Genomic DNA, 13,080 nt, shown 5'->3' with positions numbered 1-13,080 from the left:
ACATTCATGCTACAAGACAAACGACTGCCTCATAACGGCAAAGAAGGGCTGCTTTACGGCTCGCTTATAGTGACGATGACTGTGCTGTTGATGACCAGCTACAGCGTGCTGCTTCATGCAGACCATTTCACGATGGAGACGATGTGGATGATCCTCAAAATCATGCCGGTCATGTGGATCATAGCGATGGTTCTTGAAGGAACTGTCTTCGGAAGAATCGCCGACTCTTTGACAGGCAAATTGACGAAACACTCCTCATCTTTCCATAAGAAGATTTTATTGCGCATCGTTTTCACGGTTATCGGCATGTCGGTCGCGATGACCTTTATCGGCGACCTGGTCGCCAACGGTTTGCACGGTGAGATCTTCAGCAACTGGCTCGCCAATTGGCCGCGCAATTTCATTATCGTTTTGCTGGCGGAAAGCCTGCTCATCCAACCGCTGGCTCGCCTCGCGATGGTCAAGCTGCACGAGTCAAAAGACCGTAAAACAGCCATCGCGCAATAAGCCCATACTCCTCGTCCCTGCTGATTATCCAGGCTTTATTGCGGGTAAAGAAAACAATGAAGCTACCAGCACAAGGAGGAGATTCTACATGGCAAAAACAGCTATCGTCACAGGAGGCGGAAGCGGGCTTGGACAATCGGCCGCATTGCGTCTCGCACAGGAAGGCATCAATATCGCTGTTGTCGATATCAGTGAGAAAAGCGGCAACGATACCGTCCAGAAAGTGAAAGAACTCGGGCCGGACGCTATCTTCATCAAAGCGGACGTGTCCCAATCAGAAGAAGTCAAAAACTATGTGGACAAGACGGTCGAGCATTTTGGCTCGATCGATTATTTCTTCAACAACGCAGGCATTTCGGGGAGCGGCAAGTACTTCCTCGAAACCGATATAAAAGAAATCGAGCAGATCGTTGGCATCAACTTGCTCGGCGCATTATACGGCCTTCGCTACGTCGCAGAAGTGATGGTGAAAAACGGCGGCGGCTCCATCGTCAATACCGCATCGAGCGCCGGCGTCATCGGCCAGGATACAGTCGTCACTTATTCTGCCACCAAGCACGGCATCGTCGGCATGACGAAATCACTCGTCGCCGAATACGCCAAAGATGGCTTGCGCGTCAACGCCATCGCGCCAGGCCCGACGGAAACGCCGATGGTCAAAGCCTATTTCGATGCCAATCCGGAAATGAAGAAAAACGCAGAAGCAGGTATCCCGCAGCAACGCCTCGGCACCGCAGACGAAGTCGCAGAACTCGTGGCGTTCCTGTTGACATCAAAAGCGCAGTACATTAACGGCGACGTCATCCGCATCGACGGCGGATTTACCAGCACGAAGTAATAAAAAAGGTTCCAGGGGATTAATTCCCTGGAACCTTTTTGTTATGCGCCGATTCCTGCACCGCCGCATACTTTCAATACTTCGCCCGTTACATATCCCGCAGCTGGTGATGCCAAATAGGCAACGGCTTCGCCGATGTCTTCCGGCTGTCCGGGACGCTTGATCGATTGAAGCTCAAGCGGGTAATTGACGCCTTTGGTGATGGCGGTCTCAACCGGTCCTGGCGCGACGCTATTGACCGTAATGCCGAACTCGCCCACTTCTTTCGCGACCCATTTCGTAAAGGCGATGATGCCGCCTTTTGACGCAGCATAGGCAGGGCCAGAACGCCCTTGCCGTTCGCCATCTTCTCCGTAGGAAATGGCGCCGCCCATCATGCCGGAAATCGAGCTGATGTTGATGATGCGCCCCCTTCCCTGCTTGACCATATGCGGGTAAATGGCTGCTTGCGTGAACAAGAACGTACCGCGCAAGTTGGTGTCGATATCACGGCTCCAATCCTCATCCGTCATGTCCTTTAAACTGAAACGCGAGACAGTGCCGGCATTATTGACGACAATGTCGATGCGCCCGAATTCCTCTACTGTTTTGTTGATGGCTTGTTCGACTTGCGCCCGGTCGCGGACATCAACTTGCTGCGCCAACACGCGAATGCCTGGAAACTCTGTTTCGAGTTCTTGCTTTGCTTCATCGCAATCCAAAATATCCGTGAGGACGATCGAAGCTCCGCGTTTTGCGAGTGCTTTCGCGCAGGCAAAGCCGATGCCGCGTGCGCTACCGGTAATGAGTGCGACTTGATTATTCAACACATCCTCCATTAAGCCTTCGCCCTTTCTATTCATGCAATTTTTTCAATTCGATTTCCTTCAGTTTATGCTTTTGGATTTTCCCGACAGAAGTGCGTGGGAAGTCTTCGACAAACTCGATTGCTGAAGGCACTTTGAACTTGGCCAACTGGCCTTTGCAATAGTCGATCACTTCCTGTTCCGTTGCCGTTTGCCCTTGCTTCAGGATGACGAATGCTTTCAACGCTTCGTCATGCATCGCATCCGGAATCCCAATGACGATTGCTTCATAGACGGCTCGATGCTCCATGATGACATTCTCCACTTCGCTTGCGGCGACATTCTCACCGGCGCGCTTGATCATATCTTTTTGGCGGTCAACGAAATAATAGAAGCCATTCTCCGATTTGCGCGCCTTGTCTCCTGTATGAAGCCAGCCGTTCTGCAAAGTTTGATTGGTCGCTTCGGGATTATTGAAATAAGCTTTCATGATCGTCTGGCCGGGAATGCCCTCAAGCAAAATCTCTCCCGGTTCCCCGTCCGGCACTTCATTGCCTTCTTCATCAATCAGCTTGATGCGCGAACCTGCGATCGGTTTGCCGATGCCTGTATTATCTTTAGCGCCTTGCAATGGATTCATCAAAGGCGGTGCAATCGTTTCCGTCATGCCATAGATTTGGTAAAGCGAAGTGTTATAGCGCTGTTCAAATGCCTTCAGTTCTCTTGCTGTCACCGACTGGGCGAAAATGACTGCCCGCAACTTATTGTTGCGCTCTTCTTCGTCGTATGGCTGCGCGAGGATCATACGGATCGGTGCGGCGAAAAGAGAACCGAGCGTTGCGCCGAGGCGCTGGACTTGGCGTCCGTAGCGGCTCGCGCTGAAGCGTTCGGTGATGGCGACGCTGCCTCCCGCAACCAAACTCGGCATGATCATATAATATTGGCCGTTGCCATGGAACATCGGCAAGACGACAAGCGCCCGGTCTTGTTCCGTAAAGCTGATATGCTCTGCCACAGCATGCCCAGTGTAAATGTAATTGGCGTGTGTAATGAGGCAGCCTTTCGGTTTCGATGTCGTTCCGGAGGTGTACAAAATCGCTGCCACGTCTTCCGGTTGGATGCTGGCTTCCGGCACTTCGCCCGAGAATTCCCCAATCATTTTGTTAACGCTTTCAAATTCACCCGACTCGTCCGTACGTGCCAGGACAATCTGACGCAGCTTTGGGAGATTCCCTTGGATGGATTTGAACTTCTCGATGTATTCCGATTCCGTGATGAGCATGACCGATTCCGAATGGCCGATCAAATAATCCATTTCCGCTGCAGTCGACAGGATATTCGTCGGCACCATGATGGCCCCGAGCTTTGCGAGCGCGAACCAGCACACGACGAATTCCGCTGAATTCGGCAAATGAAGCGTCACTTTATCACCCTTGCGGATGCCGCGTGCGTATAGCGCACCGCTGAATTTTTCCACCCGCTCCAAAAATTCGCCGTAACTGTATTCTGTCACTTCTTCCTGATTATCTTCAAAAACCAGAAATGGCTGCGCGCTGCGTTTTTTGCATTGGGCGTTTAAGAGATCGATCAATGTCCGTTCCGCTGTCAAAATCATCAACATCCTCTCTCATCTTGTCAATTCCATAGACCGCAGTCTATAATCTATAGACTATAGTCTATTCAATCCAACAGAGCTTTGTCAATTGTTTTCAAACAATTCAGTCGAATTATAGAATACACTCCATTACAGATACCTTTGTTATTTGAAATTCTACTGTAGACGATATTCCGCAAAACAGCTGGCTTTCCTGGGGCTTGCGCTGAACTAATTCGGGCTTACTGCCCGAATGGATTTCAGCACTTCGTCGAAACGAAGTTGGAAAGCCACCTCCGTTTCTGCTCCCCAAGGAGTCTGCGCTGTTTTGCTCCATATCTATTGAATAGTTCAGATGAAACGACTTCATCACTTTCTTTTACTATACCGATATCTCTCATTAGTGTTATATGCTTAAACTAGAAGAAAGGTGGCCAATATGACGAGCAGACAGGAAAAAGCGATTGAAACGAAAAAACGCATCCTCCGCACGGCTCTTGACTTGTTCAGTGAAAAGGGGTTTGACCGGGTATCGGTTGATGAAATCGTCCGGGAAAGCGGAACTTCCAAAGGGGCGTTCTATGGGCATTTCACGTCCAAATACGATATCTTCCTTGAAAAATTCAAGGAAATCGACCAATTCTATCGAGACTTCCAGGAGAGCCTGCCAGAAAGTTTGTCGGCAGAGCAGAAGATCCGCAAGCTCGCGATCGCCCAAATGGAATATTTGCGGGATGAAATGGGACGGGATGGCATCCGTTCACTCTATGCTTATGCACTCACTCCATCTGTCGATAATTATTTGTCCGATACGGAACGCCCGCTTTACGCCATTCTGGAACAACTGATTTCCGAAGGGCAGAAAAAAGGCGAATTGACATCCTCTGTATCATCCGGCCGGCTTGCGCTGCTGTTATCCCGCAGCATGCGCGGAACGCTGTATGATTGGGCAATTTTCGATGGCGACTTTGACTTGTCCGGTGAAATTGATGGCTGGCTGGAGCTGCTGTTCAGCGGAATCCGGAACTAGCCAATAAAAAACAGGAAGTGAGCGATAAGCTCTCTTCCTGTTTTTTTGCTTCCTATTCGGCCAGCTTCTGTCCGCAGTTTGGGCAGAATTTAGCGCCGCTCACTTTCTCGCCGCAATTCGGGCAGAAGTTCGGGCCTTTTTGCCCTTCGCCGCCCTCTGCCGGATGCCCGCCCGTTTGGGTGCTTGCACCTGATGATTCTTTTTGATCGTCCATCATTTCCTTGGCGATGTTCATCCCCATCATCATGCCGGCCATATCGGATGCGGTATTTGAACCTGAAGATTTGCCCATCGCATCCGCGACCGACATCTGCTGGTATTTCGAGACGTCGCCGACCATGCCGTGCGATGCGTTTTTATTGATCATGTCCTGGATTTCTTTCGGGTAATTAAAACTCATCACTTGGAAGCCGGTCACTTTCATGCCGTCGTCCATGATCTCCATATTCAAATCATCTTGGATCCCCTTGCCGATTTCGTGGGAATTCGACTGCAAATTGAACATGTCCTTGCCTTCGCGCGTGATCCATTTCATCAATAATTGATCGAGCCGTGCCGTAATGCGCAGCTGGACATCTTCGACGAGGTAGCTGTCTTTGACACCGGCGACTTTGTCGATCAAATTGACATAATCATTCACTTTAAAATGAAAGGTGCCGTTCGCGCGGATCGGCATGCCGCCAGGAAGCTGCGGTGCAGGAATATTAATTGGGCTTTTCGTGCCCCATTTGACGGTGAATTCTTTCGTATTGACGAACAGCACTTCGACACGCATGCCGCTGTTGAAGCCGAAGCGGAAGCCTTTCAAGGTCGATAGGAACGGCACGATTTCAGAGACAATATCGTACTCGCCTTCTTTTTCGAAAATCCCTTCCACCTTGCCGTTATTGAGGAATATCGCATCTTGGCCCGGCCGGATGATCAACCGGCTGCCTTTCTTGATTTCCTTATTCGTCCATTTCCAAAAAATCATATCGTCGCGGAATTCTTCCCATTCCACCACATCTGAAAATTGATTGCCGAAAAATGCCATGTTCTTCATTCCTTCCTTCTTTCGATTGCCTAGAAGCTGCGGCCGCCACCGCTGAATGAACGCCCGCCGCCGGTCATGCCGCCGCCTCCGCCGAACCCGCCGCCATCCTTATTCTTCGGAATCTTGCTGCGGGTTACGGTTTTATTGCGGAAGCGGTCATCCTGGCTGCGCACGCGGGTATGGTCGCGGTCGACATATGTGCCTGGGGTCGTCGTCACCCTGCCGCCAACATTATAAAGCATCGATCCGACGATGATGCCTGCGAGCAGCAGAGCGATAGCTAAATGAAACCAGGTTTTCAAAAAAATGCTCTCCGGATTGACACCCGGCCGGTATTCCATATATTCACTTGAAGTAACGACGGTTTCTTCGAACGCATCCGCATAATCGCCCGATTGCATCTCAGGGATAATCCGGTCAAGCACGAGATCGACACGCTCTGCATCCAAGGTCCGCTCAGCCGTGCCGAAACCAGCGAGATACACTTCACGGCCCCCAATATCGATTGTCAGGAGTACCGCATCTTCACGACCGGTGCTGTCAGCGCGATCATCGAAAAAATCGCCCATATAGCCTTCAATCGATTGGCCTTCCGTACTATCGGTCGTCAAAAACAGAAAGTCCACGTTTTGTTCCGCACCGTATTGTTCCGCCAAGGCTTCCAGTTCCTGCGCTTCTTCGCTGCTAAGCAAGCGGGCTTCGTCGTATATCAAATCACCGGTTTGTGCTGAAACGGACAATCCACCAATGAAAAACAACAGCAAGCCCAATGCTGAAATCCATGCCCATTTCCAAGAAGAATTCCTCACCACAAGACACCCCCTACCGCAAAGGCGATGGCTTTCATGGCTACAAAGCTCGAGGCGGCGATGCCGGTGAACCATAGGGCGACCTTGCCCGCGCTGATCGGCGGCTTGCCTACCACTTTTCCGGTCTGGCCGTTCATCGCAAAGGTATGTTCTTTATTGTCGAAATCGTAATACACCATCCACACCGGAAATAAGGTGTAATAGACTTTCTTTTTTTGTGCATCGATTTGCTTGTTCGTGTAGCTGACGGATGAATAACCCGATATGGTCGTGCTGATATAAGCGTCGATATACGGGACGATTTTCGATTCGACGCGGGAAAACAATTGCTCGTCATCGAAATCGTATTTCTCAGCTAAATAGCCCGCCAAATACGGCATGCGGAAATCTTTTAATTCGCTGTAATCGTAAGGCTCTAGCTTGTCCATCAGCACGTCGTCCATTTTTTCGGAAGCATCCGCCGGCACTTTCAAATAGCTCAAATCGATTTCCCGGAACACGTCATAAAAATTCGTTTCCGTATAAATCGTATCACCGCTTTGATAGGTCCGGACTTGCGTGCCGATCGCCTGGATATGGGCTTCGCCTTCGATATCGTAAAGCCAGAATGGCACATACATGCCGGTCATTTTCTTGATACGGTCGCCGCTCGTAAAACCGCGCGGGGTCAATCGTCCGCCGCGCGTCCATTTCTTGAACGCTTCGACCGCTTCGTCTTTGCTGACGGTAAACGGAATGACTTTGGCCGGGGCGAGATTTCCGTCAACCGGTCTGCCAATACGACCGGTGCCCCGCAGAAGCTGCAATGGGTCGCGGTCGTTTCAGCTTCTGTCAGGATGATCGCCCCACAGTTTTCGCAATGGTATTCTTTCGCTTCGCCTTCATCGAATTTCCGTTCGATGTTCTGTTCCGAAAGGTCTCGATGTTTTCTTCGTGGCCGCAGCTCGGGCAGCTTAAATGGCCCGAGTCGCTATCAAACGCCATGTCGGCCCCGCAATTCGGGCATTTATAATGGATGACCAAACGAGTTTCCTCCCTTCGTGCTTCAGGATCGCGTCCAGTTGCCGGACATTACTCGTTCTTTCCGATTTGGCTTTTCAGCGCTTCGAGTTCGGCGTCCACATTCGTTCCTGATTTCAGGGACTCCAGTTCCTCGTCGACATTCGGGCCGTCATCGTATTTCTTCGTCAAGTCCTTGATGCTCGTCTCGGAGCTTTTATTGAGTTCAGCCATCGCTGCCGATTCATCCAATTGCTGGTTGATTTTCTTCTCCATCGCATCGAATGCCGAGATGCGTTCGCCTGCCCTCCGACACTGGATGCGAAATCGTTCATGCGCTGCTGCGTCTTCGCGACCGTTGCTTTGCCTTTCAGTTCCTGGCGGCGCGATTCGAGTTCGCCGATATCACTCTCAAGCTTATCGTGCATTTGACGCATCTGCTGCGTATTTGTTGCCGCGAGTTCGACCGCCGTCTCCTTGTCCGTCACACGTTCCGACAGTTCCGCCTTGCGCTGGAGGAATTTCCGCGCGTCATCTTCATTGCCCGCTTCGAGCGCTTTTACCGCATAGCGCTGCATATCGTCCATCTCTTTTTACTTCATCAAGCTCACGGCGTTCTCGTTTCTCCGCTGCCATGATGGCAGCCGTCTCGGATTTCACTTTGCCTAGGTCGCTATTCAAATCGCGCAAATACTGATCGATCATCTTTTCGGGATCTTCCGCTTTGTCCAGCATTGCGTGGATGTTGCTCGTCATGATGTCTCTGAAACGTTTTAGAATTTCCATTTTCATTCTCCTCTTCCATTGATTTAGTTGGCCGTCGCACAAGCCTTGTTACCTGTCAGATTACCCTCTGCGCCATACACTTAACCCTTCCGTCCAAGTTGTTGGCGGAATAGTATGAATACGGAATAGCCACTTGAATGGTTTCATTTGATTTGGCTGGAATGAAAAGAACCATCCTCTGGCGCTGGTGAAAATCACATCTCTTTTGAACTAAAGATATTTCAATTAAAGATTATTTTCGTTTTAAGTTTACAGAAACTTCGAAAAGGAAATAGAAGGGAGTAGTTAATCAAAACTCTAGGAGGAACTTTAGTGGGACATTATATTCAAGTTGAAGAAAACGTGAAAATTCATGTAGAAGATATCGGTTCAGGACAGCCGGTTGTATTTCTCCACGGCTGGCCGTTGAACAACAAAGCGTTCGAATACCAGACGAGCCTGCTTGCGAAGAACGGCTTCCGTTATATCGGCGTTGATATGCGCGGCTACGGAAAATCCGATAAGCCATGGTCAGGATACGATTACGACACAATGGCCAAAGACCTTGAAGCGGTCGTCAATGAACTTCGCCTGGAGCAATTCGTGCTCGCCGGCTTTTCGATGGGCGGCCCGATCGCGATCCGCTATTTGACGAAATTCGGCCAGGATAATGTCGCCAAGCTCCTTTTGATGGGCGCTGCAGCTCCGATCTTCACGCAGCGTGACGATTTCAATGTCGGCATGAAGCCTGAAGAAGTGGACGACATCATCGCACAAATCGAAAAAGACCGCCCGGCGTTTCTTGCAGAATTTGCAGACCTGTTTTTCGAACAGAAACATTCACCGCAATTCCTGGATTGGTTCCAGTCACTAGCGCTTGAAGCAGGCGCACACTCCACACTGAACTCGGCCGTTGCCCTGCGCGACGAAGACTTGCGTGGCGAACTATCATCGATTACAGTTCCGACAGCCATCTTCCACGGCAAAAAAGACCAGATCTGCCCTTACGAACTCGGCGAACTCCTGGACAAGGAAATCCCGAACTCTGTACTCGTACCATTCAAAGACAGCGGACACGGCATCAACGCCGATGAACCGGAGCGTTTCAATAATGAACTCCTAAGCTTCCTGAAAAGTTCAGGCGTCTAATCCATATTCATGCCAAAGCAAAATTCAGCCTCCCGCATTCGGGAAGGCTGGATTTTTTAATTCACACGGAATGCCGCCGCAAATGATCGCACGATGCTGATCAAGGTGCCGGTCATTTCTTTCGGGGATTTCTCATAGCCCGTTTTGGCCCATTCCAAAATGAGGCCTGCGGTGCCATGTGCCATATACAGTTTGAATGGCGTGGAGTTGATATCGTCGCTTCCGATCCCTTCGAACGTAAACCCTTCATCGAGCATCTCGAAAATCGCTTGCGGCAATTCCCCGTGAAGTCCCGGAATGGTATCTTCCACTAAATACAAATTGAAAAAAGAGCGATTGTCGTACACAAAACTGATCAGCTCGAAGGAATCCGCATCCATGGCCGAAGTGAGAATATCCGCTCCCTTCTCATACCGTTCGGTGCTCGTCCGTTTGATTTGCTGGAACATTTCTCTAAGCAGCTCCTCGGTGAGGTCGGGCTTGTCGAGATAATACAAATAGAAAGTCGCCCGGTTATACTGTGCTCGTTGGACAATATCCGTCACCGACACATGGCTGTATCCTTTTTCATTAATCAATTCGATGTACGCTTCTTTTAGATGGTGTTTGGTCCGTTCCGCCTGCGGAGACAATTTCTCTTTCTTGCTTTTCATCGCCCATCCCCCTAAAACTCGACACTTCTCAAAAATGTGTCGAATTGCTCGACACATCTGGAAATTCTACTGATTGAGAGCTATTTTGCAAAGGCTTACAGTGAATGAGTAGCCTATTTTCAGTTTAGCATACCCATTAAAAGGAGAGATATTTCCATGATTAATTACCAAGACAAAGTTATCATCATCACTGGCGGTGGATCCGGCCTTGGCCGTGCCGCTGCCCACTCCATCGCAGCTCAAGGCGGCAAGCTCGTCCTTGTCGACATGAACAAAGAATCACTCGAAGAAAGCCGCAAAGCAATCTTGGCACATTCGAAAGATGCTTCCGTTGAAATTGTCGAAGCGAACGTCACCGATGAAGAACAAGTGAAAAACTATGTCCAATTCACACTCGACACTTTCGGCAAGATCGACGGCTTCTTCAATAACGCCGGCATCGAAGGCAAGCAGAACTTAACGGAAGAATACGGTTCTGATGAATTCGAAAAAGTCGTCAGCGTCAACTTGAGCGGCGTATTCTACGGCATGAAGCATGTCTTGAAAGTAATGAAAGAACAAGGCTTCGGCTCGATCGTCAACACCGCATCGGTCGGCGGCATCCGCGGCGTCGGCAACCAGTCCGGCTACGCAGCGAGCAAGCACGGCGTCGTTGGCTTGACACGCAACTCAGCCATCGAATACGGCCAGTACGGCGTCAGCATCAACGCCATCGCACCAGGCGCCATCATGACACCGATGGTCGAAGGATCCTTGAAGCAAATGGCTGGAGATGACTGGGAAGCAGCCGGCAAGGAATTCGTCAGCGTCAACCCGATGAAGCGTTTCGGCAAACCGGAAGAAGTCGGCAACCTCGTCGCCTTCTTATTATCCGATGCAGCGAAATTCATCAACGCTTCCGTCATCCCGATCGACGGCGGCCAATCCTATAAATATTGATCACACGAACAGCCCGGGATTTCCCGGGTTGTTTTTTTTTGACTCAAGACGCCTCACATGCATTTCCGAATCAAATCACAGATAATAGGAAAGTATTTAATTACGGGACGGCTTTGGCGTACCCGAATTTAAGGAGTGTTACGATGCAATCAATTAAAGGAAAAACAGCGATCATTACAGGTGGAGGACGCGGCATCGGCCGTGCGACAGCCATCGCCCTCGCCAATGAAGGTGTCAATGTCGGCTTGATCGGCTTGAAACAGGAAAACCTCGACAAAGTATCCGTCGAACTGCAAGATGCGAATGTCAAAGTGGCAACTGCCTCTGCCGACGTTACGGATCTCGCTGCGATTGAACAAGCGATCGAGAAACTCAAAAACGAACTTGGCGATATCGATATCCTCATTAACAACGCAGGCACCGGTAAATTCGGCGGCTTTTTGGAACTGTCACCAGAAGAATGGAAAAACATCGTCGACGTCAATTTGATGGGCGTCTATAACGCAACACGTGCCGCACTTCCAGGCATGATCGAGCAAAGTTCAGGCGATATCATCAATATCTCTTCCACAGCTGGACAAAAAGGCGCACCGGTTACCAGCGCTTATAGCTCTTCCAAATTCGCTGTCATGGGCTTGACCGAATCACTTGCACTTGAAGTGCGCAAACACAATATCCGTGTCACAGCGATGACGCCAAGCACAGTCGTCACAGACCTTGCCCATGAGTCCAACCTGATCACCGGCGACGCTGAACGCGTCATGCATCCGGAAGATTTGGCCGACTTGATCGTCGCCAGCTTGAAACTGCATCCGCGTGTCTTCGTGAAAAGCGCGGGATTATGGTCGACCAACCCGTCCTAAACAAAAATGGAGCTTGAGGGAATTCCCTCAAGCTCCATTTTTTTATTTCTGTTGTTCCGGTAAATCGCGTTCGTCTTCTTTTGAGACGTGCTTCGAATACTCTTTCGCGTCTTCTTGCTGGTCTCTGCCTTTTTCTTCGCCGTAATCCGTTGCTTCGTTATCTCCGTCCAAGGCTTCTTTTGTCTTGTTGATTGCTTTATCGATCGCGGACTCACGCGCCCCGACTTGCTTTTCAGGCGTGCGTCCAGCTGTTCCTTTTCTAGCCATACAGCATTCCTCCTCGTCGTGCATTTTGTATACTGTACCCGCTCATCCGGAACTTACACCTGCTTGAATAGAACCCCTGTCACTTCTCTGTTAAAACATGCCGCTTTCGTGGTTATTGCGCCCGGCTTGCCGGCTCGCATCCGCAGCAGCAGAATCCTGGTTTGCAGTATTCGCTTTTTTATCCAAGCTGTATTTCTTTTTGGTCAATTTGTCCACTACATAACTCCCGATAAATAAAGCCCCAAAGAATCCCCAGAAGATCCACATCATCCAATGCATAAAATCCTCCCCTTTCATTTCAGCTATTACTCATTTTCCTTTTGCTTTATAATACGTTTACAGTTGCATAAAGTTTCAAAATCGGTATTTTCAGTAAATTTATAACCTGCTAAGCTAATCTTTCAACGGTTGCCGTAAATATCCAAGTGTCTTTAGGAAACTAATGATTATCTTATACTGTCTTTATTCATATTAATTCCCTATAAAATTGGAGGCCAAACTATGTGGTTCCTATTCGGGCTGATTGCAATCGCAGCCACCAGCGTAAATCTTTATCTGTATGCAATAGGCAAGGATTATAAATTAGCGATGGCCATGGGACTGTCGTTTACCGCTCTGACCCTTGCGGCTGATTACAGCATGGTAGCTGATTGGGTCCGGGCAGAGGATTGGTCTGCACTATTGGACGTCGTGCCGATTATGTCATCAGCGCTATGGGTGTTGACAATCATCTCGATTGTGTTGAATATTAGCCCCATGCTTTTAGAATTCAAAAGCTCGAAAGAATGATTGCGTTTCTGCAAATATCAAAAATCCCCGCAGTCCCTTTATTAAGGCTGCGAGGATGAA

General features: G+C 49.6%; 14 protein-coding genes and 2 pseudogenes. 7 read left to right on the top strand and 9 right to left on the bottom strand.

The features are described 5' to 3' along the window. Positions 1–6: 6 nt before the first annotated feature. Both CW734_RS05565 and CW734_RS05560 read left to right on the top strand, forming a co-directional pair. Positions 7–507: a DUF2798 domain-containing protein gene (locus tag CW734_RS05565; protein WP_101189785.1), complete on the top strand. Its 501-nt coding sequence runs from the start codon at positions 7–9 to the stop codon at positions 505–507. An 88-nt stretch (positions 508–595) separates the two neighbouring features. Then, positions 596–1,345, top strand: coding sequence for an SDR family NAD(P)-dependent oxidoreductase (locus tag CW734_RS05560; RefSeq protein ID WP_101189784.1), 750 nt, complete (start codon positions 596–598; stop codon positions 1,343–1,345). Between the two features lie 41 nt (positions 1,346–1,386). Here CW734_RS05560 and CW734_RS05555 read toward each other — a convergent pair whose 3' ends face one another. Then, the gene (locus CW734_RS05555) at positions 1,387–2,163 is read right to left on the bottom strand and encodes an SDR family NAD(P)-dependent oxidoreductase (protein WP_101192150.1); all 777 of its coding nucleotides are present in this window, start codon (positions 2,161–2,163) and stop codon (positions 1,387–1,389) included. Between the two features lie 16 nt (positions 2,164–2,179). Continuing rightward, a complete protein-coding gene (locus tag CW734_RS05550) occupies positions 2,180–3,745 on the bottom strand; it encodes an AMP-binding protein (protein ID WP_101192149.1) in 1,566 nt (521 codons plus the stop codon). A gap of 418 nt (positions 3,746–4,163) precedes the next feature. Here CW734_RS05550 and CW734_RS05545 point away from each other — a divergent pair, with 418 nt between their 5' ends. After that, positions 4,164–4,754 carry a TetR/AcrR family transcriptional regulator gene (locus tag CW734_RS05545; RefSeq protein ID WP_232787172.1) on the top strand — a complete coding sequence of 197 codons (591 nt, stop codon included), beginning with the start codon at positions 4,164–4,166 and terminating at the stop codon, positions 4,752–4,754. A 52-nt stretch (positions 4,755–4,806) separates the two neighbouring features. Here the strand turns inward: CW734_RS05545 and CW734_RS05540 are convergent, their stop codons facing one another. The 4 genes and pseudogenes from CW734_RS05540 to CW734_RS05525 all read right to left on the bottom strand — a co-directional run bounded on the left by CW734_RS05540 (position 4,807) and on the right by CW734_RS05525 (position 8,381). Continuing rightward, positions 4,807–5,787: an SPFH domain-containing protein gene (locus CW734_RS05540; protein ID WP_101189782.1), complete on the bottom strand. Its 981-nt coding sequence runs from the start codon at positions 5,785–5,787 to the stop codon at positions 4,807–4,809. A 29-nt stretch (positions 5,788–5,816) separates the two neighbouring features. Then, positions 5,817–6,596 (bottom strand): TPM domain-containing protein, encoded by a 780-nt coding sequence (locus CW734_RS05535; RefSeq protein WP_232787171.1) that lies wholly within the window; start codon positions 6,594–6,596, stop codon positions 5,817–5,819. Next, positions 6,593–7,619: pseudogene (locus tag CW734_RS05530) on the bottom strand (TFIIB-type zinc ribbon-containing protein). The gene CW734_RS05535 and the pseudogene CW734_RS05530 overlap by 4 nt, the downstream one beginning before the upstream one ends. 48 nt (positions 7,620–7,667) lie before the next feature. Continuing rightward, positions 7,668–8,381, bottom strand: a pseudogene (locus CW734_RS05525) (PspA/IM30 family protein). A 312-nt stretch (positions 8,382–8,693) separates the two neighbouring features. Between CW734_RS05525 and CW734_RS05520 the strand changes: the two are divergent. After that, on the top strand, positions 8,694–9,509 hold the full coding sequence (locus tag CW734_RS05520) for an alpha/beta fold hydrolase (protein WP_101189780.1): 816 nt from the start codon (positions 8,694–8,696) through the stop codon (positions 9,507–9,509). A gap of 56 nt (positions 9,510–9,565) precedes the next feature. On the opposite strand, the gene CW734_RS05515 is transcribed toward CW734_RS05520, so the two are convergent. After that, positions 9,566–10,162, bottom strand: coding sequence for a TetR/AcrR family transcriptional regulator (locus CW734_RS05515; protein WP_180956258.1), 597 nt, complete (start codon positions 10,160–10,162; stop codon positions 9,566–9,568). Positions 10,163–10,318: 156 nt separating this feature from the next. Here CW734_RS05515 and CW734_RS05510 point away from each other — a divergent pair, with 156 nt between their 5' ends. Continuing rightward, positions 10,319–11,101 carry a glucose 1-dehydrogenase gene (locus CW734_RS05510; RefSeq protein ID WP_101189778.1) on the top strand — a complete coding sequence of 261 codons (783 nt, stop codon included), beginning with the start codon at positions 10,319–10,321 and terminating at the stop codon, positions 11,099–11,101. Between the two features lie 143 nt (positions 11,102–11,244). Beyond that, the gene (locus CW734_RS05505) at positions 11,245–11,964 is read left to right on the top strand and encodes a 3-ketoacyl-ACP reductase (RefSeq protein WP_101189777.1); all 720 of its coding nucleotides are present in this window, start codon (positions 11,245–11,247) and stop codon (positions 11,962–11,964) included. A gap of 42 nt (positions 11,965–12,006) precedes the next feature. On the opposite strand, the gene CW734_RS05500 is transcribed toward CW734_RS05505, so the two are convergent. Then, complete coding sequence (locus CW734_RS05500; RefSeq protein ID WP_101189776.1) at positions 12,007–12,231, bottom strand: hypothetical protein; 225 nt, start codon at positions 12,229–12,231, stop codon at positions 12,007–12,009. Between the two features lie 90 nt (positions 12,232–12,321). Next, on the bottom strand, positions 12,322–12,510 hold the full coding sequence (locus tag CW734_RS05495; protein WP_101189775.1) for a hypothetical protein: 189 nt from the start codon (positions 12,508–12,510) through the stop codon (positions 12,322–12,324). A 222-nt stretch (positions 12,511–12,732) separates the two neighbouring features. On the opposite strand from CW734_RS05495, the gene CW734_RS05490 reads away from it, so the two are divergent. Continuing rightward, positions 12,733–13,020: a hypothetical protein gene (locus tag CW734_RS05490; RefSeq protein WP_101189774.1), complete on the top strand. Its 288-nt coding sequence runs from the start codon at positions 12,733–12,735 to the stop codon at positions 13,018–13,020. Positions 13,021–13,080: the final 60 nt, after the last annotated feature.

The organism is Planococcus sp. MB-3u-03, assembly GCF_002833405.1.
Taxonomy (GTDB): Bacteria; Bacillota; Bacilli; order Bacillales_A; family Planococcaceae; genus Planococcus.
This window is presented reverse-complemented; position numbering and strand designations above follow the sequence as displayed.

Excerpts from the sequence above, each read along its gene's own strand:
- CW734_RS05565 (WP_101189785.1), top strand. The coding sequence starts at position 7 with ATGCTACAAGACAAACGACTGCCTCATAACGGCAAAGAAGGGCTGCTT.
- CW734_RS05560 (WP_101189784.1), top strand. The coding sequence starts at position 596 with ATGGCAAAAACAGCTATCGTCACAGGAGGCGGAAGCGGGCTTGGACAA.
- CW734_RS05555 (WP_101192150.1), bottom strand. The coding sequence starts at position 2,163 with ATGGAGGATGTGTTGAATAATCAAGTCGCACTCATTACCGGTAGCGCA.
- CW734_RS05550 (WP_101192149.1), bottom strand. The coding sequence starts at position 3,745 with ATGATTTTGACAGCGGAACGGACATTGATCGATCTCTTAAACGCCCAA.
- CW734_RS05545 (WP_232787172.1), top strand. The coding sequence starts at position 4,164 with ATGACGAGCAGACAGGAAAAAGCGATTGAAACGAAAAAACGCATCCTC.
- CW734_RS05540 (WP_101189782.1), bottom strand. The coding sequence starts at position 5,787 with ATGGCATTTTTCGGCAATCAATTTTCAGATGTGGTGGAATGGGAAGAA.
- CW734_RS05515 (WP_180956258.1), bottom strand. The coding sequence starts at position 10,162 with ATGAAAAGCAAGAAAGAGAAATTGTCTCCGCAGGCGGAACGGACCAAA.
- CW734_RS05510 (WP_101189778.1), top strand. The coding sequence starts at position 10,319 with ATGATTAATTACCAAGACAAAGTTATCATCATCACTGGCGGTGGATCC.
- CW734_RS05505 (WP_101189777.1), top strand. The coding sequence starts at position 11,245 with ATGCAATCAATTAAAGGAAAAACAGCGATCATTACAGGTGGAGGACGC.
- CW734_RS05500 (WP_101189776.1), bottom strand. The coding sequence starts at position 12,231 with ATGGCTAGAAAAGGAACAGCTGGACGCACGCCTGAAAAGCAAGTCGGG.
- CW734_RS05495 (WP_101189775.1), bottom strand. The coding sequence starts at position 12,510 with ATGCATTGGATGATGTGGATCTTCTGGGGATTCTTTGGGGCTTTATTT.
- CW734_RS05490 (WP_101189774.1), top strand. The coding sequence starts at position 12,733 with ATGTGGTTCCTATTCGGGCTGATTGCAATCGCAGCCACCAGCGTAAAT.